25 protein-coding genes are annotated in these 26,303 nt (G+C 64.6%); 7 read left to right on the forward strand and 18 right to left on the reverse strand.

Features of this window, described 5'->3' with window-relative positions:
* Position 1 precedes the first annotated feature (1 nt).
* On the reverse strand, positions 2–2,113 hold the full coding sequence (locus CLU87_RS08485) for a TonB-dependent siderophore receptor (RefSeq protein ID WP_099730149.1): 2,112 nt from the start codon (positions 2,111–2,113) through the stop codon (positions 2–4).
* 248 nt (positions 2,114–2,361) lie between these two features.
* Positions 2,362–2,751: a hypothetical protein gene (locus CLU87_RS08490; protein WP_099730150.1), complete on the reverse strand. Its 390-nt coding sequence runs from the start codon at positions 2,749–2,751 to the stop codon at positions 2,362–2,364.
* Between the two features lie 339 nt (positions 2,752–3,090).
* Between CLU87_RS08490 and CLU87_RS08495 the strand changes: the two genes are divergently transcribed.
* From CLU87_RS08495 to CLU87_RS08500, 3 genes are all read left to right on the forward strand, one after another.
* Complete coding sequence (locus CLU87_RS08495) at positions 3,091–3,315, forward strand: hypothetical protein (RefSeq protein ID WP_158236073.1); 225 nt, start codon at positions 3,091–3,093, stop codon at positions 3,313–3,315.
* 79 nt (positions 3,316–3,394) lie between these two features.
* Positions 3,395–3,691, forward strand: coding sequence for a hypothetical protein (locus tag CLU87_RS23135; protein WP_101390014.1), 297 nt, complete (start codon positions 3,395–3,397; stop codon positions 3,689–3,691).
* Positions 3,688–4,311 (forward strand): Shedu immune nuclease family protein, encoded by a 624-nt coding sequence (locus CLU87_RS08500; RefSeq protein ID WP_099730152.1) that lies wholly within the window; start codon positions 3,688–3,690, stop codon positions 4,309–4,311. Before CLU87_RS23135 ends, CLU87_RS08500 begins: the two co-directional genes overlap by 4 nt.
* Before the next feature lie 183 nt (positions 4,312–4,494).
* Here CLU87_RS08500 and mmsB read toward each other — a convergent pair whose 3' ends face one another.
* The 6 genes from mmsB to CLU87_RS08530 all read right to left on the reverse strand — a co-directional run bounded on the left by mmsB (position 4,495) and on the right by CLU87_RS08530 (position 9,814).
* Positions 4,495–5,421: a 3-hydroxyisobutyrate dehydrogenase gene (mmsB, locus tag CLU87_RS08505; RefSeq protein WP_255409873.1), complete on the reverse strand. Its 927-nt coding sequence runs from the start codon at positions 5,419–5,421 to the stop codon at positions 4,495–4,497.
* 76 nt (positions 5,422–5,497) lie between these two features.
* The gene (locus CLU87_RS08510) at positions 5,498–5,899 is read right to left on the reverse strand and encodes a DUF488 domain-containing protein (RefSeq protein WP_099730154.1); all 402 of its coding nucleotides are present in this window, start codon (positions 5,897–5,899) and stop codon (positions 5,498–5,500) included.
* A 63-nt stretch (positions 5,900–5,962) separates the two neighbouring features.
* On the reverse strand, positions 5,963–6,427 hold the full coding sequence (locus CLU87_RS08515; protein WP_099730155.1) for a TfoX/Sxy family protein: 465 nt from the start codon (positions 6,425–6,427) through the stop codon (positions 5,963–5,965).
* Positions 6,428–6,499: 72 nt separating this feature from the next.
* Positions 6,500–7,666, reverse strand: a complete 1,167-nt coding sequence (locus CLU87_RS08520) for an acyl-CoA dehydrogenase family protein (protein WP_099730156.1) — start codon at positions 7,664–7,666, stop codon at positions 6,500–6,502.
* A 45-nt stretch (positions 7,667–7,711) separates the two neighbouring features.
* Positions 7,712–8,092, reverse strand: a complete 381-nt coding sequence (locus CLU87_RS08525; protein ID WP_199170810.1) for a lysozyme inhibitor LprI family protein — start codon at positions 8,090–8,092, stop codon at positions 7,712–7,714.
* 198 nt (positions 8,093–8,290) lie between these two features.
* Positions 8,291–9,814 carry a CoA-acylating methylmalonate-semialdehyde dehydrogenase gene (locus CLU87_RS08530; RefSeq protein WP_099730158.1) on the reverse strand — a complete coding sequence of 508 codons (1,524 nt, stop codon included), beginning with the start codon at positions 9,812–9,814 and terminating at the stop codon, positions 8,291–8,293.
* 193 nt (positions 9,815–10,007) lie between these two features.
* Between CLU87_RS08530 and CLU87_RS08535 the strand changes: the two genes are divergently transcribed.
* Positions 10,008–10,910 carry a LysR family transcriptional regulator gene (locus tag CLU87_RS08535; RefSeq protein WP_099730159.1) on the forward strand — a complete coding sequence of 301 codons (903 nt, stop codon included), beginning with the start codon at positions 10,008–10,010 and terminating at the stop codon, positions 10,908–10,910.
* Between the two features lie 168 nt (positions 10,911–11,078).
* On the opposite strand, the gene CLU87_RS08540 is transcribed toward CLU87_RS08535, so the two are convergent.
* From CLU87_RS08540 to CLU87_RS08555, 4 genes are all read right to left on the reverse strand, one after another.
* Complete coding sequence (locus tag CLU87_RS08540) at positions 11,079–12,347, reverse strand: SEL1-like repeat protein (RefSeq protein ID WP_099730160.1); 1,269 nt, start codon at positions 12,345–12,347, stop codon at positions 11,079–11,081.
* Positions 12,348–12,382: 35 nt separating this feature from the next.
* Positions 12,383–14,095, reverse strand: a complete 1,713-nt coding sequence (locus tag CLU87_RS08545) for a DUF4384 domain-containing protein (RefSeq protein WP_099730161.1) — start codon at positions 14,093–14,095, stop codon at positions 12,383–12,385.
* A gap of 115 nt (positions 14,096–14,210) precedes the next feature.
* Positions 14,211–14,639 carry a hypothetical protein gene (locus CLU87_RS08550; RefSeq protein WP_099730162.1) on the reverse strand — a complete coding sequence of 143 codons (429 nt, stop codon included), beginning with the start codon at positions 14,637–14,639 and terminating at the stop codon, positions 14,211–14,213.
* A 151-nt stretch (positions 14,640–14,790) separates the two neighbouring features.
* The gene (locus CLU87_RS08555) at positions 14,791–15,264 is read right to left on the reverse strand and encodes a hypothetical protein (protein WP_056062488.1); all 474 of its coding nucleotides are present in this window, start codon (positions 15,262–15,264) and stop codon (positions 14,791–14,793) included.
* Between the two features lie 474 nt (positions 15,265–15,738).
* On the opposite strand from CLU87_RS08555, the gene CLU87_RS08560 reads away from it, so the two are divergent.
* The 3 genes from CLU87_RS08560 to CLU87_RS08570 all read left to right on the forward strand — a co-directional run bounded on the left by CLU87_RS08560 (position 15,739) and on the right by CLU87_RS08570 (position 18,255).
* Positions 15,739–16,557 carry a response regulator transcription factor gene (locus CLU87_RS08560; RefSeq protein ID WP_099730163.1) on the forward strand — a complete coding sequence of 273 codons (819 nt, stop codon included), beginning with the start codon at positions 15,739–15,741 and terminating at the stop codon, positions 16,555–16,557.
* Between the two features lie 114 nt (positions 16,558–16,671).
* Positions 16,672–17,487 (forward strand): sensor histidine kinase, encoded by an 816-nt coding sequence (locus CLU87_RS08565; protein ID WP_143227260.1) that lies wholly within the window; start codon positions 16,672–16,674, stop codon positions 17,485–17,487.
* A gap of 186 nt (positions 17,488–17,673) precedes the next feature.
* Positions 17,674–18,255 (forward strand): EF-hand domain-containing protein, encoded by a 582-nt coding sequence (locus tag CLU87_RS08570; RefSeq protein WP_099730165.1) that lies wholly within the window; start codon positions 17,674–17,676, stop codon positions 18,253–18,255.
* 73 nt (positions 18,256–18,328) lie between these two features.
* Here CLU87_RS08570 and CLU87_RS08575 read toward each other — a convergent pair whose 3' ends face one another.
* From CLU87_RS08575 to CLU87_RS08600, 6 genes are all read right to left on the reverse strand, one after another.
* Entirely contained in the window at positions 18,329–20,008 is a 1,680-nt protein-coding gene (locus CLU87_RS08575; RefSeq protein ID WP_099730166.1) for a cell wall metabolism sensor histidine kinase WalK, read from the reverse strand.
* Positions 20,009–20,269: 261 nt separating this feature from the next.
* A complete protein-coding gene (locus tag CLU87_RS08580) occupies positions 20,270–20,428 on the reverse strand; it encodes a DUF3309 family protein (RefSeq protein WP_007856361.1) in 159 nt (52 codons plus the stop codon).
* A gap of 214 nt (positions 20,429–20,642) precedes the next feature.
* On the reverse strand, positions 20,643–21,611 hold the full coding sequence (locus CLU87_RS08585) for an IS1595 family transposase (RefSeq protein ID WP_099729449.1): 969 nt from the start codon (positions 21,609–21,611) through the stop codon (positions 20,643–20,645).
* Positions 21,612–21,739: 128 nt separating this feature from the next.
* Entirely contained in the window at positions 21,740–23,383 is a 1,644-nt protein-coding gene (locus CLU87_RS08590; RefSeq protein WP_099730167.1) for a DHA2 family efflux MFS transporter permease subunit, read from the reverse strand.
* A 16-nt stretch (positions 23,384–23,399) separates the two neighbouring features.
* Positions 23,400–24,725, reverse strand: a complete 1,326-nt coding sequence (locus CLU87_RS08595) for an HlyD family efflux transporter periplasmic adaptor subunit (RefSeq protein WP_099730168.1) — start codon at positions 24,723–24,725, stop codon at positions 23,400–23,402.
* An 83-nt stretch (positions 24,726–24,808) separates the two neighbouring features.
* Positions 24,809–26,287, reverse strand: coding sequence for an efflux transporter outer membrane subunit (locus tag CLU87_RS08600; RefSeq protein ID WP_099730169.1), 1,479 nt, complete (start codon positions 26,285–26,287; stop codon positions 24,809–24,811).
* Positions 26,288–26,303: the final 16 nt, after the last annotated feature.

Below are 26,303 nucleotides of genomic sequence, written 5' to 3' on the forward strand. Positions count from 1 at the left end.
CTCAGAACTTGGCCTGCAGGCCAAGGGTGACGGTACGCGCGGCCCCCGGCGCCACCCACACACGGCTGTACGAGCTGGTGTAGTGCACCTTGTCAAACACGTTGTCCACGTCCAGCGACAGGTTCAGCGTGGGGCTCAGGCGCCAGTACGCCATCAGCTTGGCCGTGGTGTAGCTGGGCAGCTCAAACGCGGCGGTGCCTGCATTGGCCTCGGACTGCGTGCGGGCCTGGCCCAGGCGCTTGCCCATGTGGGTCACGCCGCCGCCCACGCCATAGCGCTGGCCGTTGGCCAACTGGTTTTCGTACACCGCCAGCACGCTGCCGTTCACGCGCGGCACGTTCAGCAGGCGGCCGCCCACCTCCAGCGTGTTGTCGCGGGTCACCTCCACATCGTTGATCACCAGGCTGGCATTCACGCGCCAGTGGGTGCTCAGGCGGCCGGCCAGGTCCAGTTCCAGCCCCCGGCTGCGCACTTCGCCTGCAGCGGCCGAAAAGCCCGCGTTCAGCGGGTCGCTGGTCAGCACATTGCGCTTGGTGATGTCGAACAGCGCGGCAGTGGCGCCCAGGCGCTGGTCGGCGCTCTCCCACTTGGCGCCCAGCTCCAGCGCGCGGGACTTTTCGGGATCAAAGCCATTGCCCGCCACATTGCTGCCCGTATTGGGGCGGAACGAACTGCCCGCATTGGCATACACCGTCCACCCCGGCGTGGGCAGCCAGCTCACGCCCAGGCGCGGCGACACGGCCGAGGGGCTTTGCGCCGTGGTGCGGTTGGTGATGCGGTTTTGCAGGCTCTGGTCATAGTTGTCGGCCCGCAGCCCGGCCATCACGCGCCACTGCTCGCCCAGCTTCAGGGTGTCTTGCACATACAGCGCCGTGTTGCGCTGCTTCTCCAGCGTGTCGGTATTGCGCCCCGGCGTGGGCTGGGCCTGGCCGTACACGGGGTTGAAGATGTCGATGGCATAGGGCGCGGCAGCGCTGGGGTTCACGCGCAGCATCACCGAATCCATGCTGAACCGGTAGCTCTCCACCCCCACCAGCAGCTCATGCTCCAGCCCGCCCGTGCGCAGGTTGCCCTGCAGCTCAGCCTGCACGGCCACATCGTCCGACTGAAAGTCGCGATACCGCCGCTGGCGCGTGAGCGTGCGGCCATTGGCCTGCAGGGCCGTGGCTTCGGTCGAGAAGCCCTCCATCCCCGTCTCGCGGTACGACAGCCCCACGCGGCTGCGCCAGTCGGGGTTCCACTCGTGCGACAGCACCAGCTGGTGCGTCTGGTTGGTCACCGTCACATCGCCATCGGCGGGCTCGCCCAAAAAGCGGCTGGCAGGCACCGCGCCCAGGCGGTTGTTGACCGCCACCACGCCCCGGTCCAGCGGCGTGGCGTGGCGCAGAAATTCAGCCGTGTACTCCAGCACCGTGTCGGGCGAGAGCTTCCAGGTGAACGCGGGGGCCACCACCTGCCGCTGCGCGCTCACATGGTCGCGAAAGCTGCCCTTGTCTTCCACCGCCACATTCAGGCGGTAGGCCAGCCGGTCGTTGATGGGGCCGGTGGTGTCCAGCGCCGCACGGCCCAGGCCGTAGCTGCCCGCGTAGGCCTCCACCGAATGGGCGGCCTTCCACAGCGGCTTCTTGCTCACGATGTTGAGCGTGCCGCCGGGCTCGCTGCTGCCATACAGGGCGGCGGCCGGGCCCTTGAGGAACTCCACCCGCTCCACCCCCGCCAGGTCGCGCGGCGCATTGAAGCCCCGGTTGGACGAAAACCCGTTGAGCAGCGTCGCCATGCCCGTGTTCTCGTTGCCCGGCAGCCCCCGGATGGCGATGTTGTCCCACAGCCCGCCAAAGTTGTTCTGGCGCGAGACCCCGCCCACATAGTCCAGCACATCGTCCAGCCGCGTAGCGCCCAGGTCGTCCAGCGTCTGGCGCGACATCACGCGCACGGATTGCGGCAGCTCGCGCAGCGGCAGGCTGGTCTTGGCGCCCTCGGCCTCGTCGGCATAGTAGGTGCCCGAGGCACTGCGGCCCACCACGTCCACGGCAGACAGGGTGGGTGGGGTGATCACATCGCCGTCTGCGGCCCAGGCGGGGTGTATGGATGCCAGAAACGCGGCAGCCGCCATGGCTGTCAATGTGGGGCGCGGCAGGGCGGCTGGGCGTGAAGAAGAAACAGAAGAATAGGAAGAACGCATGGCAAACCAGTCCAAAAGCGGTGAATGCAAAAGCCAGGAGCAACGCAGCCCACATCCGCCTGGGAGTTGGCAGGCGCACATGGCCGCGTGCCCACACCCACCCCACGGGGGTGAATGCAAGGGCAAAAACGAAAAGGGGATGCGCTATAGAGCGCAGGCTGGCTGGGGCCCGACGCGTGTCAGGCCCGCTGGGCTGGCGGAGGATCGCGTGCAGCAAACGGCCAGCGCACCTGCTGGGCCGTGAAGGGGACTGCGCTGTGCAGCGCGATGGTGATGGGTTCTGCGGCGAATTGCAGCTGGTGAGCCGGTGCATGCGCCAGCCCCGCCTCCAGCGCGTGGGTCAGGCACCAGGCGCAGGGGGTATGAGTCTCTTCGTTGTGGTCGTCGCTGGCTGTGTTGTTTGCCGCGTAGGCATCCACATCCCCTGCGGTTGCCGAGGCCGTGGCGCTGCGCGCGATCTCCTGAATGTGCCGTGCCTCATGCAAGGGCGCACCCGCCAGCGCGTTGAACAACGCCACCAGCAGAAGCACGATGTGGAAAGGCAGGGCGGGGATGGTGCGGCGCAGCATGAAGGGATGCGAATCATACTCAAGTGCGTGTGCTGGCGGGAAGAAGCGCCGATGGGCCGGTTACGCACTTTCGCGAGCTATAGTCTGTCCGGTTAAAGCCGCCGGGTTTGACGGAATTTCTATACCTAGATTTTTGAACAGCTCTATGGCTGCAAACATAAGCCCAGAGCGACCTCCAAGAGGAATCAATGTTCAAAATATCTCGCACGGTCCAGTTTATTTCGTAATGTTTGCGGGATACATCACGTTAGAAGAAAGGTCTTTTTATGAAACAAATATATCGAGCGGTCTCGCATCCCGAGGGGTGGGGAGGTTTACCTGATTACGAAATTCGTAGCGATGGAAAAATTTATCGATCTGTCTCACACCCAAATGGGTGGGGTGGCCTCCCAGATTATGAGTTCAGAAACGACGGAAAAATCTACAGAACAATTTCTCATCCTGAGGGTTGGGGAGGGCTGGCCGATTACGAGATTCGCCCAGACGGCAAGATATACAGAACCGTTTCTCATCCTGCTGGCTGGGGCGGCCTTCCTGACTTTGAGTTTCGGTGAGTCGTTCTAACTCTGCAGTCAAGCGGACTGGCCTATGGCCAGCCGCTTACTTTGTTCGTTAGACCCCAGAGAGAATCATCGAGTAAAAAATGAACCTACTGCTTGAACGCAGGGCTGAGATTGCTTTACGGTCGCTGCGCGGCGCTGATCAGAAGCAGGTGCAACGTGCCCTCCTTGAACTGCAGGCACTCAGCCCAAACGAGGTCTTTCGTCATCACAAGATCCACAAGTTTGCAGCCCCGCTTAGTGAACCGCTGTATGTCTACGGCGGCATCGGTATTAGGCTTCGGCTCATACTAAAAATCAGCGAAGCAATTTGTCAGGTAGTGGATATTGTCGATCACGACCGTTTGGATCGCCTCCTCGAAGACAGGGGGCAGCGATGAAGAACCTGGTGGCTCATGCTTTTAATCCCGCGACAGGAAGAGCTCAGTGGAACGAGTTTTCGACATTGCTAACAACGAAAACGACGCTCTCCGAACAAAAGGACGTACTTCCTTTCTTTAAAAATCGAAAGGATCTATCACTTCTCATCTGCAACTACTTCCCTAATATCAAGAAGCCAGACCGTTTTGCACATGAATTTGAAATATATGGAGATTTTGTCGCCGATCTCATCGTTGGTGACTCGGCCACGAAACACTATTTGCTAATCGAGTTCGAGAACGGCGAGCCCAACAGCGTCTTCAAGACCAAGGGAAAGAAAGCCACTCCAGACTGGGCTCCAAGGTTTGAGAGCGCGCACTCCCAGTTGGCTGACTGGCTCTGGAAGCTTGAGGATATGCGTAGCACAGCGGATTTTCAGAACACTTTTGGTAGTCGCCGCGCGACCTTTCAAGCACTTATCGTTATTGGTAAGGGCATGAAACTTTCGGATCAAGAGGTCGACAGACTTAAATGGCGAACATCCCGGACAAAAATTGACTCCAATACCATTGAGTGCGTGTCGTTTGACGAGTTGTCTGTAGATTTGAATCATTGGCTTTCGACCTATCATGGGGTCTAACAGGTCAGTCAATGCTGACGGCCTCAAGCCACCGGTTACTTTGGTTCGTTGCAACGCTAGCACTCTGGAACTGAATCGCGATCGGAAGTGAAACTCACCGAGTTTTAAGGAGTTTTTTCACTACAGTTTGCCCAAGAAAAAAACGCCAGCAAACGCTGGCGTTCTTCTATGGCGGAAGATCGATTACCCCTTCTGCACCATCTTGATGATGCTGGAAAAATCCAGCCCCCCATGCCCCGCCAAGCTGTGCGCCGCATACAAATTGCGCGCCATCCCCCCCAGCGGCGTGGCAGCCTTCACCGCCATCGCGTTTTCCTGCGCCAGACCCAGGTCCTTGAGCATCAGGTCCGTGCCAAAGCCGCCTGCATAGCCCTTGCTGGCGGGCGCGGTTTCCATCACGCCGGGGAAGGGGTTGTACTTTTCCAGCGCCCAGTTGCCGCCCGAGCTGCGGCGCATGATTTCGCTCAGCACCTTGGGGTCCAGGCCGTTGGCCACGCCCAGGGCAATGGCTTCGCTGGTGCCGGCCATCAGGATGCCCAGCAGCATGTTGTTGCAGATCTTGGCTGTTTGGCCTGCGCCCACGCTGCCTGCGTGGAAGATGTTGGCGCCCATTTTTTCGAGCACGGGGCGGGCGCGTTCCAGGTCGGCGGCGTCGCCGCCCACCATGAAGGTGAGGGTGCCTGCAATGGCGCCGCCGGTGCCGCCCGACACGGGCGCGTCAATAAAGGCCACGCCCTTGGCTTTGGCGGCTTCGGCCACCTTGCGGGAGGTGGCGGCAGCGATGGTGGAGCAGTCAATGATCAGCGTGCCCGCAGGCAGCTGGGCCAGCAGCTCGCCCGCGCCGAGGAACAGGCCTTCGACATGCTGGCTGGCGGGCAGCATGCTGATGACGACTTCGGCGCCTGCGACTGCCGCCTTGGCATCAGTGGCGATGGGCACGCCGTCTGCGGCCAGCTTGTCGCGGGCGGGTTGCGAGAGGTCAAACGCGCGCACTTCGTGGCCTGCCTTGTGCAGGTTGTGTGCCATGGGGCCGCCCATGTTGCCGAGGCCGATGAATGCGATTTTCATGGTGTGTTGCTCCTGGATGTCGTTGTGATGGTGAAAGGGAATGGGTGCAGGTTCGTTATGAATTTGATAGCTATAAAGGCTTATCCATCGAGCGGGAGCGGCCTAAAAAGCTTGAAATCTAGGGGCTGATGTCGGCCCCACGGCTTGCCAGCTCGGCGCGCAGCACTGAGCGGTGGCAGCGGGCTTCGTCCTCGCAGTAGCAGCCCAGCGACATTGCGCTGTGGTGCGACAGCGCGGCCAGCAAGTCGAGCGTGCGGCTGGCTTCGGGCTGGGCCAGTTCTTTGCGGAACTGTTTGGCGAAGGCCTCCCACGCCTTGTCGCCTTCTTGGCCGCTGGGCACCTGCTGGCCCTGGGCCATGAGGTCGGCGCTGGGGGAGAGCAGGGGGTACCACACGTCGTAGTAGTCGCGGCTCGCAAACTCGGCCTTGGGCACACCACGCGGCGGGCGGCGCACGGTGCCGATGCGGGTGCCTTCCCCAGCGGCGCGCGGGGTGCCAAGGCGGACGATGCGAAGGGGCATGGTGGTGGGCTCCGGGGTGTGGGTTGGGCGGGCGGTGGGTGGCAGTGGTTCGATGCAGGCTGGTCAGTCGTCGGCTTCGAAGATGCTGTGCTTCTTCGCGGCGGCTTTTGTCTTCGGCTTGGTGCCGGTGCTAGCGGGTGCTTTCTTCGCTGCAGCCGGAGTGTTGGTTGTTTTCTTCTTGCGCGGAGAGGCCTTGGCCAGTGGGTTGTAGGCAAGGGCTTCTTCGACCCAGTAGTTCCACTGCGCGCGCGTGGCGTAGCCGTTGGGCTCCACCCAGAAGTAGCCCTGCATGCCGCCGCCGGGCGAGAGTTCGCGGGTGTTCTGCATCTCCTGCAATGCGCCGTGGCGCTCGGGCGGCAGGCGCACCAACAGCTCTTCGCCTTTGACGGCGATGCACATCTTGCCGTCCACAAAGAAGGCGTAGGTGCCGAACAGCGGGCGCTCTTCCACGTCGCTGCGGTGCGCGAGCGCCGTGCGGATGGCGTCGATCAGGTGCAGGGTTTCGTCGGAGAGGGGGCGGGCGGGCATGGTTTCTGATTCAAATAGGCTGCTACCGCCCGTTGGATAAGCGCTAGCAGCTATGAAAACAGGAGTAAGCGCTCAGCGAATCACCTCCGTCGCATCCCCATCCAGCATGCGCCGCGCAATGATGACGCGCATGATTTCGTTGGTGCCTTCCAGGATCTGGTGCACACGCGCGTCGCGCAGCAGGCGCTCCAGCGGGTATTCGCGGATGTAGCCGTAGCCACCGTGCAACTGCAGGGCGTCGTTGATGACGGTGAAGCCTGCGTCGGTGGCAAAACGTTTGGCCATGGCGCAGTAGGTGGATGCGTCGCGCGCACCGGCGTCGAGCTTGCTGGCGGCCAGGCGCACCATCTGCCGCGCGGCCACCAGTTCGGTCGCCATGTCGGCCAGCTTGAACTGCAGGGCCTGGAAGCTGGCGATGGGTTTGCCGAACTGCTTGCGGTCTTGCATGTACTGCTGGGCGGCGTTGAGCGCGCCTTGCGCCGCGCCCACCGAGCAGGTGGCGATGTTGATGCGGCCGCCGTCCAGGCCCTTCATGGCGATCTTGAAGCCTTCGCCCTCGCGGCCCAGCAGGTGGTCGGCGGGGATGCGCACGTTGTCGAAGCTGATGGTGCGCGTGGGCTGGCTGTTCCAGCCCATCTTCTGTTCCTTCTTGCCATAGCTGATGCCGGGCGCATCGGCGGGCACGGCGAAGGCGCTGATGCCGCTGGCGCCAGACTGCGCATCGCCGGTGCGGGCCATGAGCACCAGCACGTCGGTGCTGCCTGCGCCGCTGATGAAGGCCTTGCTGCCGTTGATGACGTATTCTTTGCCCACCAGCTCAGCGCGGGTCTTGAGCGATGCGGCATCGGAGCCCGCGCCGGGCTCGGTCAGGCAGTAGCTGGCGAGCTTTTCACCCGTGGTCAGCAGCGGGCCCCAGTGGTCGCGCACCGCAGGCGTGGCCCAGGTGCCCAGCATCCAAGTGGCCATGTTGTGGATGGTGATGAAGGCGGTGGTGCTGGGGTCCACGGCGGCCATCTCTTCAAACACCAGCGTGGCGTCCAGGCGGGGCAGTGCGAGGCCGCCGGCGGCTTCGGGTGCGTAGAGGCCACAAAAGCCCAGCTCGCCCGCCTTGGCGATGGCTTCTTTGGGGAAGATGCCTTCCTCGTCCCAGTGCGCGGCGTGGGGTGCGAACTCAGCTTGTGCAAAGTCGCGGGCCGTCTGGGCAAAGGCGCGTTGTTCTTCGGTGAGTTCAAAGTCCATGGTGTTCTGTCTCGTCGTCGGTTCTTGTTGTTCTGGGGGCCTTGCTCAGGGCTTGGCGGACGGGTGGTCCAGCGTCAGCCAGCGCATCAGGCCCTTGCGGCGCGCCTGAGTTTCGGCCGTCAGGCACTCGTGGTACAGGCGCGGCCATTGGGGTTGCGATTCGTTGCTGCGCTGGGCCTGCTTGCAGCGCGTGGTGCGCTCGCGCTGCCAGGCCGTGTGCTCCTGCCGCAGTTGGGGCCGTTCGTGGGCCGACAAGGCGCGCATCACGTCGCCATAGAGGATGGCGATTTCGGTGTCTGCCGCCTGGAAGGCTTGCACGGCGCAGGCGTTGGTTTCTTCCACCGTGCCACCGGGTTTGCAGGCGGCACCGGCCTGTGCGTGGGCATCGGCACCCACCAGCATCACGCACGCAGCACCGAAGACCATGGCCCATCTCCGCATCGTTGTCTGAAAAGTTTGCATGCCCCGCTTTTACCACCGCGCACAGCGGTTGAAACCGGCGCGGACAAAGGCGAGGTAGCCGCGCAAGGGCCGCCAGTCCCCGGTTCAGGCACTGGCTGCGTCCCCCTTCCGCATCGCAAAGCGATGCAGAGAAAGGGGGAAGCGGCGAAGCCGCTCAGGGGGTTACTTCAAACTAATCGTCGTGTTCACACCATGCGAGATGGTGCTGTCATCAAACCAGCGCGCCGTCACCGTCTTGGTCTGCGTGTAGAACAGCACGACCTGCTTGCCGTAGGGGCCCAGGTCGCCCAGCTTGGAAGCGCGCGAGCCCGAGAACGAGAACAGGGGCACGGGCACAGGGATTGGCACGTTGATGCCGACCTGGCCCACGTCGATCTCTTCCTGGAACTTGCGGGCTGCCGCACCCGACTGGGTGAAGATGGCAGTGCCGTTGCCGTTGGGGTTGTCGTTGATGAAGGCAATGGCTTCATCGATGTCTGCCGCAGCCGACAGGCACAACACAGGCCCAAAGATTTCCTGGTCGTAGATGCTCATGCCGGGCTTCACGCCGCTGAACACCGTGGGGCCCACAAAGTTGCCCTTTTCGTAGCCAGCCACCACGGGGTTGCGGCCGTCCAGCTCCAGCGTGGCGCCGTCGGCAATGCCGCGCTCGATCAGGCTCTGCACGCGGTCCTTGGCGGCGCAGGACACCACGGGGCCCACGTCCGTGCCTTTTTCCACACCGGCGCTCACCTTCAGGGTCTTGGCCTTGGCCACCAGTTCGGGGATCCACTTTTGCGCCTCGCCCACCAGCACCACCACCGACAGCGCCATGCAGCGCTGGCCAGCGGCGCCAAAGGCAGCACCGGCCAGGGCGTTCAGGGTCTGTTCCTTGTTGGCATCGGGCATCACGATGGCGTGGTTCTTGGCGCCCATCATGCATTGCACGCGCTTGCCGTTGAGGCTGGCGCGGTTGTAGACATGGGTGCCCACCTTGGTGGAGCCCACGAAGCTGATCGCCTTGATGTCCTTGTGGTCGCAGATTGCGTTCACAGCGGCTTCGCCACCGTGGATCACGTTGAGCACGCCCGGGGGGATGCCCGCTTCGAGCGCCAGCTCCACCAGGCGCATGGTCACCATGGGGTCTTGCTCGGAGGGTTTGAGCACGAAGGTGTTGCCCGTGGCAATGGCCATGGGGAACATCCACAGCGGGATCATGGCCGGGAAGTTGAAGGGCGTGATGCCCGCGCACACGCCCAGCGGCTGCAGCAGGGTGTAGGTGTCCACGCCGCCAGCCACGTTGTTGGCCAGCTCACCCAGTTGCAGGTTGCCAATGCTGGCAGCGTGCTCGACCACTTCCAGGCCACGGAACACATCACCTTCGGCGTCCGGCAGGGTCTTGCCTTGCTCTGCCGTGAGGATGGCGGCCAGCTCGGCCATGTTTTCGCGGATGAGCTGCTGGTACTTGAGGAAGATGCGGGCGCGGGTGCCGATGGGGGTCTTCTTCCAGGTTTTGAACGCTTCCTTGGCCGAGGCCACTGCGGCATTGATTTCATCGGCCGTGGCAAACGGCACGCGGGCCAGCACTTCTTGCGTGGCGGGGTTCACCACGTCACGCCACTCGGTGGACTTGGATTCGACGAATTTGCCGCCGATCAACAGTTTGACGGTGGGGGCCAGCACGGCCGTGGAAGTGGGTGCGTTCATGGGTTTGTCTCCTGGAAAAAACGGGCAAAAGTGCGGGCAGGGTGCCCGTAACTTCGCCATCCTAATTGTGCAGAATTGTCTGCACAATAGACAATGGTGCGCACGAGGTTTGCAAAAATGCACATCGCTGCTTTTACCTCCGACCTTTGCGCATCCTTGTTTGCGTAATGCTCATAGATTCAAGGACTACCCCATGGACTGGGACAACCTGCGCTACTTTCTGGAGCTGGCCCGCGCCGGCACGCTGGTGGGGGCCGCGCGCCGCCTGGCCGTAGACCACACCACGGTGGCGCGACGTCTGCAGGCGCTCGAAAAGCAGGTGGGATCCGCCCTGTTTGCGCGCGAGGCGGGCGGCCACCGGCTGACCGAGGCCGGACGCGCACTGCTGCCCCAGGTCGAGGCCATGGAAGCCGCCTTTCTGGCGGTGGAAAACGCCGCCCCCGGCGTGCGCCAAGGTCTGCATGGCTTGGTGCGCATTGGAACCACCGAGGGCTTTGGCAACCTGATCCTGGCGCCTCAGCTGGCCAGGTTTGCGCTGGATCACCCCGGCCTGGTGGTGGACCTTCTGGCCCTGCCGCGCCTGGTGCACCTGTCGCGCCGCGAGGCCGATATCGTCATCTCGCTGGAGCGACCGGCCCGCGGCGCGGTGGTGGTCGTGAAGCTGACCGACTATGTGCTGCAACTGTATGGAGCACGCAGCTACCTGCAGCGCCGTGCCCCCATCCACACGCCAGACGACCTGCGGGGCCACACCTTCATCAGCTACGTGGACGACCTGCTGTTCAGCAAGGAACTGCAGATCCTGGACGAACTGCACCGCCCCGCGCATTTCGCGCTGCGCAGCACGAGCATCCTGGCCCAGTACGAAGCCGCCCGCGTGGGGGCGGGGCTGGCTGTGCTGCCCGCCTTTGTGGCAGCGCAAGACCCATCGCTGGTGCCTGTGCTGCCGGGTGTGGCACGGTTTCAGCGCACCTTCTGGATGTCCATGCCGGGCGACAACAAGCACGTGGCCCGCATGCAGGCCACGTGGGCGTTTTTGCGGGAGGCGGTGGCGGCTCAGCAGGGGTTGTTGTTGCCTGCGGTGATTGCTACTTAATTGATAGCTGATAAGTCAATTTCGACTAGCACTACAAGCCCGTTGGATTCCATTTCCTGATTTTTGGGGGCGCTACCTGTGCGGCTGGAGTCCATGGCTCAGGACACGTTTCGAGGGCGCTCGTGTCGGGGCGGGTATTGGGTGTTTGTCCCCAGCTTTTGGGCCGACCTATCGACGCAACACTTGCCCCGGCATCCGCCACTGCAGCGGTACCAGGTCATACAGCGGGCTTGGCTCGCGCTGCCAGCCGCTGGTGGGTGCTGCGGTGGTCGTGCCGGTGGACAAGCCGTTGGTGCCGATGTGAAGACCGGCGAGCTGCTGCATCCACGCGACGTCGATGGCGCCGCCTTGCAAGGGTCTGGAGAAGATCAGCTCCAGCATCTTGCGGCCCTGTGGGTCGCCGCTGCTGGCTGCTACCTGGTACAGGCGCACGGCCTCGGTGTAGTTGGCAGGTACGCCGTCGCCGCGGTGGTAGCGCTGGGCCTCCGCGTACCAATCTGCAGCGCTGTAGCGGGCTGATCGGGTGCGGGCGTTGGGACCGCTCTGGATGCGGCGGGCCAGAAGGCGGGCGTTGGCGGCGGCGGCCTCGGATTTTGCAGACGCTGATTGAAACTGGACCATCGCCTGTTCGAGATCGCCGCTGGCGATGAACTCCAGCCCCAGTTCGTTGCCGGCCTGCGCGTTGCCGGCGCGCACGGCTTGCGTCAACAGTTTTTGAAGCGATGGGCTGGTCGTCACTGGGACCACCGAGCCGGGATATCGGTCTGGCGAGGACGAGCGGGGCTCGGCCAATGGGGCCAATGCCTTGGCCGCATGCCATTCGAGGTATTTGGCAAGCCCCGGATCGGCACGGCCCACCAGCGCAATCCAGTGCATGGCGGTTGAAGGGTTGGGTGCTGCCACGCAGCCGCTGAGCTGGCACCACGCAAGGCCCGCAGGAGCCAGGGGGTGGCTGAGCATTTGCGCTCGTTCAAACCAGTGCTGGGCCTGCGCCGGGTCAGCGGGCATGGCCAGGCCATGCAGCGCCAGCAGCCCCAACAGCCACGCCGCATCGGCAGGCGTCAGGTCGCCCGATGATCGCGTTGTAGGGGCAGGGGGGGCGCGCAGCTTGCGCGTCGGCACCCCATCGCGTTGCGCGGCGCTGCGAAGTTTTTCCAACATCTTCTCCTGCATGGGGTCGTCAGACCCGGGCACTTGGGGGGACGCGGCGTTCAGGCTGGCGCGATCGATGACGGTGATTTCCGCGGGCGTGGGAAGCGCCCGCACCGATGCCAGCGCAGGTGCTGCAGTCACCACCGCCAAGACCAGGCACGCTGCACCCCAGGCCTGCGCCACTGCGCCATGGATTGCGCGCTGCATGCCCTGCGGTGCATGCAGCCCACCCATGGTGGAATGCGTGGTCGCCGTGGTCGCCGTGGTCGCTGGGGTGGTGGTCATCGCGTTCGCCTGCGCAGTGCTTTTCCGACGGTGTTTCACTTGCGCGGGGCGGGTTGTGCAGGCGCACTGGCGGCGGCGGGCAGGGCCCGGCGTGGAATGACTTGCCAGTACACGGCATTGCCGGTGTAGCCATCGGTACCCCAGGCGGTGGCGAAGGCTTCGTTCAAGCGCTCCAGCGCCCGGTAGTTCGGGATGGGCTTGAGCGGCGGTCCGCGCAGCGCCTCGGGCAAACGGGGCGTGCTGTCCTCGTCGGTGGCAAAGCAGGCCACACCTTCGGTGCCGGGGCTGGCTGCGTCCATGATGAAGCCGGGGTTGGGGCTCATCCAGTCGGGGATGCGTATGGCCTGGTTGGCAGACACCCAGCCGGTGGTGTTGGCCTGGTTGGGCAGCAGGCGGATGACTGTGCCGGTGGCATCGGCCAGAAAACACTGCAGGTAGGAGGCGCGCGACACGGTGGCCGACAGGAAGACCTGTTCCCCCACCTCGAATGCGGTGCGCTCCAGCAACACGTTCTCAATCTGCAGATCGATGCTGCGCGCAGGCGGTGGGTCTCCGTACTTGGCCGCCCCCGGATTGCTGCTCACCACATGGATTGCCGTATTGGGAGTGGCAGGACTGGCGGCGATGTGCGGCACAGGCTCTGCGTGTGTGCTAGCCCAGCCAATGCGGGCCAGGGTGCCGTCTGCGGACAGCCCGACAAAGTGGCGCAGCGCCCGTTCGTAGGTCGCAAAGTCCACCACGCCCGTCACCACCATGCCGTTGTCCGCCTGGAAGCGCGCCAGGGCCTTGCGCAGCGCTGGGTCGTTGTCCGGCAGAGGTTGCGCGACGGGGGCGAGGTAGCCCCGGCTGATCAGCGAGCGTGTGATGAGCTGGGTGCGCACGGCGGGCGAGCCTTCGTCAAACCAGTCGCGCAGCTGCCGCTGAAAGTCCGGGTGGTTTTGCTCCAGCGTCAGGCATTGCCAGTAAGGCACCCGGGCCCATTTGCCAATGAGTTCGATGGTGGCCAGGTCCACCAGTGTGCGCACCGCACTGCCAGAGCCCTGGGTGTAGTCGCGCCCCACGTTGAACTGAACGCCATAAGTGCCGATGCGCCCGGCCAGGTCCACGCCCTGTCCGCCGTTGCCAATGATGACTTCGTTGGCGGAGTCCAGGCCGGGAATCAGCGTGCGGGTGCGAAAGTCGCCCAGGTGCATCTCCAGGCCGATGATGGTGGCGTTGCGGCTCTGGCTGTAGCCCATGTCGATGCGGGGGCCGGAGAGCCCGGTGTCGAACCGGTTGTTGATCACGTTCTGATCCACGAACGAGATGGCACCCGACAGGTACAGCGCGGGTCGCTGCAACTGCATCTGGTTGTTGTTGAGCAGTATGGTGGTGAGGTTCTGCACCGTGTCCTGGCGCGCGATATCCACCTCGTAGTCCACAAAACGGAAGGCATTGCTCAGGCGCGACATCTGGGACAGGGCCGTGATCACCATGTCCTTGGTGGCCACGGTGACGCGGGTGGAGTAGTCGGGAATCTGCTTGCTCGTGATCAGTGTGGTGGGCAGCTGTGCATCGCGCAGCATGTGGTCCATGCACATCAGCGAGTCGGAGAAGCTGGAGATGGAGCGTGTGGGTCGCACCACGGGGCGGTCGGTGATGGAAGCCAGGCTCTGAAAGGCCTGGTCCTTGCGCGGGTCCCTGGGCGTGGCACAGCCAGCCAGTCCCAGCCCGACGACTAGCCAAAGCGCTCCATGGATCGCGCGCATCACAGGGTGTGGGGAGCGTGGGCGCTGGGGGCGAGAGCATGCAGGCATGGCGGGGCTCGGCGAGGTGGGCGGCATGTTCTCTCTCCTGGCGGCCGGGCGCATGGCGCCTGGCCTGTTATTTGCAGATATTGACGAGATCGCCGCGCAGCACCACCACCTGCGGCGCCTGGTTGGGACCGTACTTGGCCGATCCCGTGGTGTTGGCAGACACGGTGTTGCTGCCCACCTCCTGGACGCAGGTCTTTTGCATGCCCTGTGCATTGGCAGTGGTGACCACGTCGTTGTTGGTCAGCACGCCAGTGGTGTCGTCTGAGAAAGCCTTGGCTTCGTAGCGGGCGATGCGGGCGCGTAGCCACGATGGCATGGTGTTGCTGCCGTCCAGTCCCGTCGAGGCCGCCACTGGCCCTGTGGGCTGCATCTGGACCGAGAGCTTCTTGGTCAGGATGACCGGGTCTTCCCCGGGGGCCTGCGCCCACGCGGGGCCTGGCAGCAGGCCGCAGACCGTGAGCAAAGCTGCGCATGGCGCCAGAAAACTTGTGTTCATGGAACACCTCCTATGGTGAGAATGAGGGGCCCACCCGCGCTGCTGTTTGCAGCCTTGCCGGTGTGCCCCTGGCACGAACTCATCCGGGCACTGATGTGTTGCCGGAATCAGACCCTCGCAGGTCTATTCACCAGCCGAGCTGGTGCCGATCTCAGTAGGGCCAGCCGGCGGGCTTGGTGGGCTGGCAGGTGAAGCAGGCGTTGTTGGAGGCGATGTTTTGCACCGCCTTGCTGTTGCTGCCGCTGGAGAGGTTGTTGACCGACGAGTTGATCATCGAGGTGAATTGGCTGGAGTTGCCAATGATGGTGACTTCGCCCACGTTGGATGACAGGTTCTGGCTGGCGTAGGCTTCGCTGCCGCTGGCGGTGTTGGTCAGATTGCCGCCAAAGCCCGTTACCGTCTGGGTCGAATTGCCACTGATGGTGACGTTGCCGGTGTTGGAGGCCAGGTTCTGGAAGGCTTCGCTCTTCGAGCCCGTCGAGTTGTTGTTGACGGACACCGACGTCAGGGATACCGACTGCGTGGAATTGCCGGTGATGGTGATGTCCGGAGTGGAAGGGACCGGACCGGTGGCCATGGCGGCGGAGGCGATGACGCTGAGCGTGATGAAAGCAAGGGTTTTCATGACAGATCCTTCAAGGATGACTTCTACACTGGCTGCAACCGCAGCGAACCTGCGGTGCAGAGGGGGGTGGACGGCGCTTTCAGGCCTGGTTTTTTGAGAACCGGTGGCCGTTAGGCGCTGTCGGAGTTCAGTGTGCGAGCCGATGCGATTCGTGCGAATACGCCGGGCGGGCTACCTCATACAGCGGAGCGGTTCAACCCTTGGACCCGCGCAAAGCCTTTGCCAGCGCGGCTTGGCCGCCCGCACCACATCAGATCGGCCGAAGAAAGTCAGGTAGTAACCAATTGCTACTTGGGCAACATTGCCAAATATATTTGGACCCTGCAATTTATTTGGCGCACTGTGTGCGCTGCCGTACAGAGGGGCATGAGTGCGTTGGAGAACATGCATGTGAACGCAAGAGTTGCATGCAGATGCGTCAACCGAAAGAACCAGGCCATCGGGGCCCACCACCACGTCCGCAGGAGTTCACCCATGAGCAGCAGTTGGCAGGTCGATACACCATCGCAAACGTTGACGTCTTCAGCGTTGCTTTCAAAGCAGAGTGCGCGCGACCTTGCATCGCTTCCGTCGGGCCAGTTTGAAACCTATTCCAATCCGCCATCGGTCTGGCCCGCCTTCCTCACTGGGCAGGAGGCCAATCCGGTGCGGGTCTTGCTGGTGGACGACGATCCGCACATCCGCCTGGTGATTGCACAGGAGCTCATGGCCGATGCCCGCACGTTGCTGGTGGCGCAGGCGGGCAGTGTCCGCGAGGGGCGCAAGGCCATCAAGAACCACGATTTTGATGTGCTCCTGGTGGACCTGAACCTGGGCGACGGTGACGCCTTTGACCTGTTGCACTACGTGAAGCCTGTGCGCCCATCAGCCCAAACGGTCGTGATCTCGGTCATGGAAAACGACGAGCAGGTCCTGCGGGCCTTTGAACTGGGGGCCACGGGGTATGTGGGCAAGAACTCGTGGTTCGGCAACTATTCGCAAGCCGTGTTGCAGGTGGCCAATGGTGGCGCCTCCATCACACCCAACCTGGCGCGGCGGTTGCTGCAGCGGTTTGACCGCACCCATTCGGCCGAAAACAAGCGACGGCAGCCCGATGAGGCAGATCGGCTGTCCACACGGGAAAAGGAAATCCTGCGCATGGTGGCCAGCGGCTACACCAGCGCCGAGGTGGGGGCGCGCCTGCTCATCAGCAGCATGACGGTCAACACCCACTTGCGCAATATCTACCGCAAGTTGCAGGTGCGCACCCGTGCCCAGGCGGTGCGCTTCGCCTCGCTGCGGGGGCTCTTTTGACGGAGGATGCAGGTGGCTGCCGCGTGTGTGGGTTGTGTTGTCACCAGGTGTGCTCTCGGTTGCCCACGCCACCCAGAAAGCCAGGATTGAGCGGTGTTTCGCACACGTCCCCCGTTGTTCGCCATCGCTTGCATGTGCATGTGGCTGCTGCAATGGGCGCTCCTTGCGATGGCGTTTTATGGCTATGACGAGGAGAGGCCGTCGGATCGGCAATGGTGGGAGCTGGCCGCCCTGGTGATCTCGGTGGGCCTGGGGGCCCTGCTGCTGGTGCAACTGCCGCGGGCCCTGCAGTGGCGCCCCCGGCTGCGGCTGCGCGCCAGTGCCGAGGTGACGGCAGAGCGGCGGCGCATTGCGCAGGACTTGCATGACAACCTGGGCGCACAACTGGTCTTTGCCATGGCGCTGCTGGAGACCGAGCCGCCCGCAGTGCGTGAACTCCGTTCGCTGCTCGACAAGTGCATGCTGGACCTGCGACTCGTGGTGGACTCCATGGATGCGGCGGACGAGCCATTTGCTGACCGGCTGGCCCGGCTCCGGCACCGCATCCAGCCCGTGCTCGATCGGCGTGGCATTCGCATGGTGTGGGATGTGCAAATTCCGCCGTTGTCCAGTTTTCCGTATGCCGACAGTGCCATGCACCTGGTTGCCATTGTTCAGGAGGCCTTGAGCAACGTGTTGCAGCATTCGGGCGCCACCGAGGTCTCGGTGGGTGTGCGTTACCGTGCGGGTGCCGAGTCCTGGTGTGCCGAGGTCACCGACAACGGGCGCGGCATGCTGCTTCACGCTGGCGAAGGCAGCCCACTGGGAGGCCATGGGGTGGCAGGCATGAACCACCGTGCGCAGATGGCGGGCGGTGACTTGCTGGTGCTGCAGCGTCCGGGTGGGGGCACCTGCATTCGGGTGGTGATGCCGGGCAGAGGGAGTGCCTAGGATCGCATGGGCTGCTGGGCGCGCAGCCTCCAGCCCGCGATCCATTCGCAAAACTGGCGTGAAAACTGTTGGTTTATTCGCCCACCGTACGGGCTGCTGCCCGCTACCCTTGGTGCATCTGGGCGATGCGGTGACTTGCGGACAGGTCAAAGGTACCGGGCTGTCGCCACACAGGAGTTCATGGCGATGTCCCCTCTCATTTCCGGCCTCGCATCGGTGGCGTCGATGATTTTCAATGCGGCCTCCAGTGGCGCGGGCAAGGCGTCCGCGCGGCGTGGGGGTGAGGCGGCGGCGCCCGAGCCCTCGGCCGTGGTCACCCTCAGCCCCGAGGCGCAGACGCTGGCGGGGATGGCCGGGCAGGGCGCTCTGGCCACCCAGGGCCAGCCTTCTGGCGCGGGGATGACCGTGGGGCGTTCGTCCGGTCAGGCCACTGCGGCATTGCCCGATGGCCGTGCGGCAGGGGCCGTGTCCAAGGACGATTTCCAGGCGTTGCTGACCCGGTTTGGTGCCACCGAGGATCAGAAGCAGCAGCTCACGGCGGGCTTTGACGCGGACAAGGATGGTGTCATCACCCACGATGAATTCCTCAAGGGGCTGGCCCGCACCAAAGGCCAGCAGGCGGGCAGCGATCCGTTTGCGCAAGCCGTGCTGCAGGTGATGGACCGTGCGGGTAACGCCGATGGCACCGTGGCCAAGGACGAGTTTGCAGCGCTGACTTCGGCTTTCGCTCTGGCAGAGCGGCGTGCGCCCTCGACACGGACTGCCTGAACAGCCTGAACCGTGAGGGTGCACCGGTTACATGCCACCTGCGCTGTGAGCACGTGTTGGTGCTGGAGCCGTATCAGGTGACCTTGGGCAGCGGCAGCGACACCCAAAAGCTGCTGCCCTTGCCCGGTTCGCTCTCCACCCCCAGGCTGCCCCCCATGCCCTCGACGAGGCGTTTGCACAGCGCCAACCCCAGTCCCGCACCCTCAAAGCTGCGCGTGGATGACCCGTCGACCTGTTCGAACAACGTGAAGATGCGGTGCTGGTCACCGGCCGCAATGCCAATACCCTCGTCCGTCACGCGCAGCCGCCACACCGTCGCATCAGGGGTGTCCTGCTCGGTCTCCAGGGTCAGCTGGATGTGACCCGAGAGGCTGAATTTCACGGCGTTGTCCAGCAGGTGGACCAGCACTTGCTGAATACGGTCTGCGTCCCCCACGTGGCTGGCGTCGGTGCCCACGCCATCGAGGGCCAGGAAGATCTGCAAGCCTTTTTGGCGCGCCTGCGGCTCCAGCAGTTGCACCGCATCTGCCGCCAGCTCTGGCACCGATAGCGGCGCAAACTGGAACGCTACCTGGCGTGTTTCCAGCGCAGCCAGATCGATCAGGTCGTTGAGCATGCGCATGAGGCCTTTGGCCGCATCCATCACATTGTTCAGTACGGGCTTCAGGCGCTCATCCTGCGAGCGGTTGCGCACCAGTTCGGTCATCCCCAGGATCAGCGTCATGGGGGTACGCAACTCGTGCCCAATGTTGGCGAGAAAGATGCTCTTGGTGCGCAGGGCAGCCTCTGCGGCTTCCTTGGCGAGAGACAGCGCCGCCGTTCGTTCCTTGACCCGAGCCTCCAGATGCTCGCGCTCGGCATGCAATGCCTGCTCCAGCTCCCGCCGGGCGGTCACGTCGCGGCCGATGCTGTGGTAGCCGGCGGGCTGGCCCGAGGCGTCGCGGTACAGGCGGCTGGACATCTCGAACCAGCGGACGCTGCCATTGGCACAGCGCATGGGCAGCGTTAGCAGTTGCCGCCGCTCGCGCACTGCCTGTCTCAGTGCCTCGGCACCCTCGGGCGTCAGGGCCTTGAAGATGGATCTTCCGATGACGTCGCGGGCGGGCACGCCGCGCGCCCGTTCGTCGGCGGGGCTCACGTACGCCACCGTCATGTCGGGGTTGATCCGCCAGATGACCTCTTCGGCGCCCTCGGTCAGCAAGGTGTACTGCTGGTCCCGCTCGGACAGGTGCCGGTACAGGCGGAGGGCTTCACCGACGAACAGGTAAAAACACAAACTGCTCAGCGACAGCGCCAGTGTGAAGATGATGAGCGCATGCAGCGAATACGGCGCGCTCTGCATGCCGTTGCTACCCACTACCAGCGCCAGTGTCAGGACGGTATAGCAGACGCCCGCGGCCCGCCCCAGCAGCAGGTAGGCTGCCCCCACCCCAATCAGGAACCACACGGCGCGCAGCTCGTGCCCCAGGGGTTGCCACAGGGCATAGGTAAAAAGTGCCATCCCGATCAGGGTCTGGATGAGTGCCACCGGAACATAGACCCGCGGCCAGCAGCGCAAGGCCCACCACAGCGCCATCATGACCGCGGTGCCAGTTCCCAGGGCAAGGTTCCACGACCCTGGGGAGGGAACTAGCCCGGTAGCGCCCACCGCCAGCAACAGCAACTCAAAAGCCACATTGGCTGACAGGATGCCCTGCAGCAGACGGATCTGAACCTGCCGCATGTTGCCAACGGGGTAGGGGGATGAGGGCATGGTCTGGGCGGTATGGCGATGTTTTGTATTTATCTTTTATATCAAATAAATGATTAAAATGCCAATGTTATCAATTTGATTGTATTTTTGCTGCGAATTGATCATTTGCGTGTTTCTGGCCGAGTCCGGGTGGCCGCCATGCCGCGCCACCCTCCTACAAAGCGCCAAAGACAAAGGGCCCTCGGAAGGGCCCTATGTGTGCATTTGAAAACTTCCCCTCGGCAGACGCTGTGTGGACTGCAACGGAAGTTCAGCTACCGGTCATATCCGGCCCATCAGCAGCAGGATCACCAGGATCAGCACCACCAGGCCAATCCCGCCGCTGGGCCCGTAGCCCCATGAGCGGCTGTGGCCCCAGGTGGGCAGGGCGCCGACCAGGATGAGGATCAGAACGATCAGAAGAATCAGCGAGAGTGACATGGCAGTTCCTTGTTGGAGTGGTTTGCGGTGAGTGCATTGTTGGGTGCACCCCGCGAACTGCCCGCAGGTGCCGCGCCCGCCACTGGGTCAGGGATTTCCGACACCCACTGTGGGATGTGCGGGTTGTGCCCGGACGAGACCCCGCAGATTCATATCAAAAATGATAGCTGCAGGCGCATGTTTGACTAGCGCTTGCAGCTGTTTTTTGGCTCTTCTAGCGAATGCTAGTGACGCCTTGACTCCCCATAGCCGCCTCCAGCACCAGTGCGGGCTGCGGCCCCATGGGGCCTGATCGGTCCAACATCCTGAACCAGCCCAGGTACGAATCAAGGTATTTCGTTGCAACGCCCTTGAAGCGCTGCATCCACCCGCGCAGCCTGCTGACATAGGCATTGACGTTTTGAACATGCCAGGGGCCTCTCACACGCCTACCCCGGCTCACGTTCACCGCCTGGTGCTGCACGCCCAGGGCCCGCGCAGCGCTGGCCAGTGTGACGCTGCCGTCGGTGCATAGGATGGTGTCTGGTGGCAGCAAGGGTTTGAGTGCAGTTTGCACACTCACCGCTTGGTTCGTCTGCAGGATGAGGTTGGCCGTTGCTCCGGCCCGGTCTCGCGCCATCAGCACCGGGGTGTATTCCAAGCCCTTGCAGCCAGCCAGCGCCTTACCGCCGCGTCGGCGAGGACGACGCAGCAAGCCTCTGTGTCCCTTGCAGGAGGCCAGGAAGTAAGACTCATCGGCCTCGGCGATGCCCACAAGCTGGCGTGCCTGCACGCTCTTGGGGCAGGCCAGGAAGCGGTGGCGCCAGCGAAAGGCGGTGCTTTGCGCCACACCCAGGCGCAGGGCCACCTGGTTGAGTGAGAGTCCTTCGCTCAAGACCTGCGCCTGGCCCATCCACTTATCCCGCAGATGCAGGCGTGCCAGCGGTGTTCCAGTCAAGGCGTTGAAGGTGCGCGCGCACTGGCGGCACTTGAAGCGTTGCAGCCCGTTGGCCGAGCCATTCTTGACAAGCTGCGGGCTGCCGCAGTGCGGACAGGTTCGGTGGGCGCTGCCATGTGCTTCTACAACGGCGATGGCTTGACTGTGATCGAGCAGCGCCTGCAGGCAGCTTGCCAGTTGCTGGCGCTGGTGGTGCGTCAGCTGGGGCAGGCTGTGGATCAAGCGCGTCATCTGTTGCTGTCGCATGGCCTTCTCCTGGGGCAGACGCAAGCGCGTCATGCTGGGGAGATGGGGGCGTAGCGCTACGGTTAAAGACTCATCACTAGCATTCGCTAGAAGAGCCTGTTTTTTCTCCAAACCTGTGCCGAAGCCTCTCAGTGGGCCCCCGCTGCGTCTGCCGCGCCCGCGCCGCCGGTGCGTGCTGGGCGCTTGGTCAGCCAGATCAGCCCGATCAACAGCAGGAACAAGCCGGCCGAGCCCAAAAAGATGTCGTTGGCCGCGCGGGTGAACGCCTGCTGGTCGATCAGCCGGTTGATCTGCGCCAGCGCCTGCATCTGCGTGAGGCCCGATGCCACTAGGCCGTCCAGCGTCTGCGCGAACACCCCCTGGCCTTGCACCAGCCCTTCGGTCAGGTGCGCGTGGTGCATGGCGGCGCGGCTCTCCCACAGCGTGGTGGCAATCGACGTACCCATGGCACCGGCGGTGATGCGCACAAAGTTCGACAAGCCTGCTGCCGCCGGGATGCGGTCTGGCGACACACCCGCCAGCGTCAGCGTGGTCAGCGGGATGAAGAAGAACGCCATGGCCGCGCCCTGCAACAGCGTGGGGATCAGGATGTGGATGAAGTCCGTCTGCACCGTGAACTGCGAACGCATCCACAGCACCGTGCTGAACACGATGAACGCACCCGTGGCCATGCGGCGCGGGTCCCACTGGCCGACCTTTTTGCCCACCAGCGGCGTGAGCAGGATGGCGAACACGCCCACCGGCGCCAGCGCCATGCCGGCCGAGGTGGCCGTGTAGCCCATCCACTGCTGCAGCCACAGCGGCAGCAGCACCACGTTGCCGAAGAACAGCGCATAGGCCACCGACAGCGCCAGCGCGCCGAACGTGAAGTTGCGGCCCTTGAAGAGTTTCAGGTCCACCACCGGGTGCTTTTCGGTCAGCTCCCACACCAGGAAGACAGCAAACGCCACCACCGCGACCACGGCCATGGTGATGATCTCGCCCGAGGCAAACCAGTCCAGCTCCTTGCCCTTGTCGAGCATCAGCTGCAGCGCGCCCACCCACAACACCAGCAGGCTGAGGCCCACGGTGTCAATCGGCAGCTTGCGGATGGGGGTCTCGCGCTTGCGGTAGATGCCCCAGGTCAGCACCCCGGCCAGCAGGCCCACGGGCACGTTGATGTAGAAGATCCACGGCCACGAGATGTTGTCGGTGATCCACCCGCCCAGGAGCGGCCCGACCACCGGCGCGACCAGCGTGGTCACGCCCCACAGCGCCAGCGCCGTGCCGGCCAAGGCACGCGGGTAGCTCGCCAGCAGCAGCGTTTGCGACAGCGGAATCATCGGCCCGGCCACCAGGCCCTGCAGCACGCGGAAGAAGACCAGCATCTCCAGCGACGACGCAAAGCCGCACAGCCAGGAGGTCAGCACGAACAGCAGCACGCTCATGGTGAACAGGCGCACCGCGCCAAAGCGCTGCGTGAGCCAGCCGGTGAGCGGCACCGAGATCGCATTGGCCACACCAAAGCTGGTGATGACCCAGGTGCCCTGGCCGGGGCTCACGCCCAGGTCGCCGGCAATGGCCGGGATGGAAACGTTGGCAATGGACGAGTCCAGCACGTTCATGAACGTGGCCAGCGACAGCGACAGTGTGCCCAGCAACAGGGCGGTGCCCTGCAGCGGCGGATAGGCAGCAGGCGGCCCGGGGGGGACCGCTGGTGGCGACACCGCAGCAGGCGCCGCCGGAGCGGGGGCCTGGCCTGCGGTGTCTGCAGTGGGGTTGGCGGCAGTCATGCTCGGTCAACCCCGCTTACTGCACCACCGGGGATTGCACGGCGGGCTGCGCCGGGGCCGATGCATGCTTTTGCGCCTGCACTGCGGGCTGGCTGCTCACCTTGGGCGACGCCACGGCCACGGCGGCCTTGCCATTGCGGCCCAGGTTGGCGGCGATGATGTGCGCCACTTCGTCGTCGGCCGCCTTGAATTGCTCGTCGAACACAGCGGTGGCGGCCACGGGCGTAGTGCGCTGCGTGTCGGCCAGCGTCTTGCCGCTCTGGTCGGCGGTGTCCACCTTGACTTCCATCGACAGGCCCACGCGCAGAGGGTGCTCTGCCACTTCCTTGGGGTCGAGCGCAATGCGCACTGGCACGCGCTGCACCACCTTGATCCAGTTGCCCGTGGCGTTCTGTGCGGGCAGCAGCGCAAAGGCAGCACCAGTACCTGCGCCCAGCCCGGTCACCGTGCCGTGGTACGTGACCTTGGTGCCGTACACGTCGGCTTCCAGTTCGGCGGTCTGGCCGATGCGCAGGGTCTTGAGCTGGCTTTCCTTGAAGTTCGCGTCCACCCACAGGTCGTTCAGCGGCACCAGCGTCATCAGCGGGGCGCCGGCCTGCACACGCTGGCCCACTTGCACGCCGCGCTTGGCGATGTGGCCGTCCAGCGGCGCCACGAGCTGGGCGCGTTGCACGGCCAGGTAGGCCTCGCGCACGCGGGCCGAGGCGCGCTGCACATTGGGGTGCTGTTCGACCGAGGTGCCTTCGGTCTGCGTCTGGCTGGCGGCCAGTTGTTCTTGTGCGGCCAGCACGGCCGACTGGGCGGCGACCACGGTGCTCTTGGCGGCGGCCAGCTGCGCGGTGGCGTGCTGGAACTCTTCCTTGCCCACGGCACCGCTGGCCATCAGCGGGGTGCGGCGGTTCACGTCGTCCTGGGCGCGGGCAGCATCGGCCTGGGCACGGGCCAGGTCGGCGCTGCGCAGGCTGACCTGGGCCTTGAGCGTGGAGTTGTTGGCATACAGGGTGCGCACTTCGCGCACCGTCTGGGCGAGCTGGGCCTCGGCCTGCTCCAGCGCCACGCGGGCGTCAGCGGGGTCGAGCTTGACCAGCAACTGGCCTGCCTTCACATAGTCGGTGTCGTCAGCGCCGATGGACACCACGGTGCCGCCGATCTGCGGCGTGATCTGCACCACGTTGCCGGCCACATAGGCGTTGTCGGTGGTCTCGACATGGCGGCCATTGGCCCAGTGCCAGCCGCCCCAGCCGATGGCCACCAGCGCGACGGCTGCGGCGATGAGGGTGAGGCCGCGGCGGCGGGCGGTGTTGGCTTCGTTGGCGGTGAGGGGTTCGCTGTTGGCGGTCATGGCTGTGGTCTTTCAGGAATGTGTTGTTATGTGTTTTTGAATGAGTGCGGTCCGGTCCGGTCCGGTCCGGTGCGGTGGGCCGGTCAGTGCGCGGCGGCGGTGTGCAGCACGGCCGTGTCGTCCGTCCAGCCGCCACCCAGGGCCTTCATCAGCACCAGACGGGTGTCGAGCTGGCGGGCGCGCAGGTCCACGGCCAGGCGGCGCTGGGCCAGTACCTGGCTTTCGGTGGAGAGCACCACAAGGTAGTTGCCCAGGCCTGCGCGGTAGCGCTCCTGCGCAAAGCGGTAGGCTTTTTCGGCACTGGCCACGGCCTCGTCCTGCAAGGTCTGCTGGCGGGTGAGCGACTGGATGGAGGCCACGGCATCGCCGGCTTCCTTCACCGCATCGAGCACGGCGCCGTTGTACTGGGCGATGGCCACGTCCAGCTCGGCGGCGCGGCCGCCCAGCTGGGCGCGCAGGCGGCCCCCGTCAAAGATTGGCAGGCGCAGCGCGGGCGTCACGCCCATCTGGCGCGAGCTACCGTTGAACAAACGGTCCAGCCCCAGCGAGTTCAGGCCAATGAACGCGCCGATGTTGATGTTGGGATAGAACTCGCTGCGCGCGCTGTTCACACCTTGCGTTGCCGCTTCCACGCGCCAGCGCGCGGCCACCACATCGGGGCGGCGGCCCAGCAGGTCGGCACCCAGCACCTCGGGCACGGCAGTGGGCTGCAGGGCGGCAAGGCGGGGCGTGAGCTGGGGCAGGGCGTCGGGCGCCTGGCCGGTCAGCACGGCCAGTTGGCGGCGGCCCAGGGTGATCTGCTCTTCGAGCGCTTCGATTTGTGTGCGGGCATCGGGCACAGCGGCCTGGGCCTGGGTCAGCTCGACCTGGCTGTCAAGGCCGGCAGAGGTGCGCTCTTGCGTGAGCTTGCGCTGTTCTTCCCGTTGCTCCAGCGCGCGCGTGGCCACATCGCGCTGGGCCACCAGCCGGGCCAGCGCCACATAGCTGCGCCCCACCTGGGCGGCCAGGGTGTTGGCGGCGGCGGCTGCGTCGGCCTGGGCGGCGCGGGCCTGGCCCAGCGCAGCCTGCAGCTCGGCAGCGTGCTGGCCAAAGAAGTCGGGCGACCAGCTCAGCGTGGCCTGCACGGTGCCGCTGTTGTATGTGTTGCCAGCCACCGGGGCAGGCACCAGCCCGTTGGCGGTGTAGCGCTGGCGGGTGGCGTCCACGCCCAGCGTGGCTTGGGGGCCGTTGGCGGCCTCACGCACCTGGCTCAGGGCCACGGCTTGCTCCAGGCGGGCGCGGCTCACGGCCAGGCTGGGGTTGCCTTGCAAGGCGGTGTCGATCAGGGTGTTGAGCTGCTCGTCGCCCAGCGCTTTCCACCACTGGCTGGGGGCCACCACGTCGGTGGTGGTTGCGGTCAGGCCAGCGGCGGCCGGGGTGGTTTGCGCCAGCGGTGTGTGGGCCGGGCCGGGGTTGGCGCAGCCCACCAGCAGCAGCGCGGCGGCCAGGGCAACGGCCGATACCGCCAGATGGGCGGCGAGGGCAGAGCGGGTGGACAGGGAGGTGGGGGCAGTGACGGTCACGGAAATCTCCAGGGGG

The sequence above is a fragment of the Acidovorax sp. 59 genome (assembly GCF_002754175.1).
Classification (GTDB): domain Bacteria; phylum Pseudomonadota; class Gammaproteobacteria; order Burkholderiales; family Burkholderiaceae_C; genus Acidovorax; species Acidovorax delafieldii.

Bases quoted from the DNA above. Each gene is read 5' to 3' on its own strand.
- CLU87_RS08595 (WP_099730168.1), bottom strand. From the start codon at position 24,725: ATGACCGCCAACAGCGAACCCCTCACCGCCAACGAAGCCAACACCGCC.
- CLU87_RS08585 (WP_099729449.1), bottom strand. From the start codon at position 21,611: ATGCGACAGCAACAGATGACGCGCTTGATCCACAGCCTGCCCCAGCTG.
- CLU87_RS08575 (WP_099730166.1), bottom strand. From the start codon at position 20,008: ATGCCCTCATCCCCCTACCCCGTTGGCAACATGCGGCAGGTTCAGATC.
- CLU87_RS08545 (WP_099730161.1), bottom strand. From the start codon at position 14,095: ATGCGCGCGATCCATGGAGCGCTTTGGCTAGTCGTCGGGCTGGGACTG.
- CLU87_RS08580 (WP_007856361.1), bottom strand. From the start codon at position 20,428: ATGTCACTCTCGCTGATTCTTCTGATCGTTCTGATCCTCATCCTGGTC.
- CLU87_RS08520 (WP_099730156.1), bottom strand. From the start codon at position 7,666: ATGGACTTTGAACTCACCGAAGAACAACGCGCCTTTGCCCAGACGGCC.
- CLU87_RS08500 (WP_099730152.1), top strand. From the start codon at position 3,688: ATGAAGAACCTGGTGGCTCATGCTTTTAATCCCGCGACAGGAAGAGCT.
- CLU87_RS08530 (WP_099730158.1), bottom strand. From the start codon at position 9,814: ATGAACGCACCCACTTCCACGGCCGTGCTGGCCCCCACCGTCAAACTG.
- CLU87_RS08495 (WP_158236073.1), top strand. From the start codon at position 3,091: ATGGAAAAATTTATCGATCTGTCTCACACCCAAATGGGTGGGGTGGCC.
- CLU87_RS08560 (WP_099730163.1), top strand. From the start codon at position 15,739: ATGAGCAGCAGTTGGCAGGTCGATACACCATCGCAAACGTTGACGTCT.
- CLU87_RS08555 (WP_056062488.1), bottom strand. From the start codon at position 15,264: ATGAAAACCCTTGCTTTCATCACGCTCAGCGTCATCGCCTCCGCCGCC.
- CLU87_RS08485 (WP_099730149.1), bottom strand. From the start codon at position 2,113: ATGGCGGCTGCCGCGTTTCTGGCATCCATACACCCCGCCTGGGCCGCA.
- CLU87_RS08535 (WP_099730159.1), top strand. From the start codon at position 10,008: ATGGACTGGGACAACCTGCGCTACTTTCTGGAGCTGGCCCGCGCCGGC.
- CLU87_RS08510 (WP_099730154.1), bottom strand. From the start codon at position 5,899: ATGCCCCTTCGCATCGTCCGCCTTGGCACCCCGCGCGCCGCTGGGGAA.
- CLU87_RS08515 (WP_099730155.1), bottom strand. From the start codon at position 6,427: ATGCCCGCCCGCCCCCTCTCCGACGAAACCCTGCACCTGATCGACGCC.
- CLU87_RS08490 (WP_099730150.1), bottom strand. From the start codon at position 2,751: ATGCTGCGCCGCACCATCCCCGCCCTGCCTTTCCACATCGTGCTTCTG.
- CLU87_RS08525 (WP_199170810.1), bottom strand. From the start codon at position 8,092: ATGGTCTTCGGTGCTGCGTGCGTGATGCTGGTGGGTGCCGATGCCCAC.
- CLU87_RS23135 (WP_101390014.1), top strand. From the start codon at position 3,395: ATGAACCTACTGCTTGAACGCAGGGCTGAGATTGCTTTACGGTCGCTG.
- CLU87_RS08540 (WP_099730160.1), bottom strand. From the start codon at position 12,347: ATGACCACCACCCCAGCGACCACGGCGACCACGGCGACCACGCATTCC.
- CLU87_RS08590 (WP_099730167.1), bottom strand. From the start codon at position 23,383: ATGACTGCCGCCAACCCCACTGCAGACACCGCAGGCCAGGCCCCCGCT.
- CLU87_RS08550 (WP_099730162.1), bottom strand. From the start codon at position 14,639: ATGAACACAAGTTTTCTGGCGCCATGCGCAGCTTTGCTCACGGTCTGC.
- CLU87_RS08570 (WP_099730165.1), top strand. From the start codon at position 17,674: ATGTCCCCTCTCATTTCCGGCCTCGCATCGGTGGCGTCGATGATTTTC.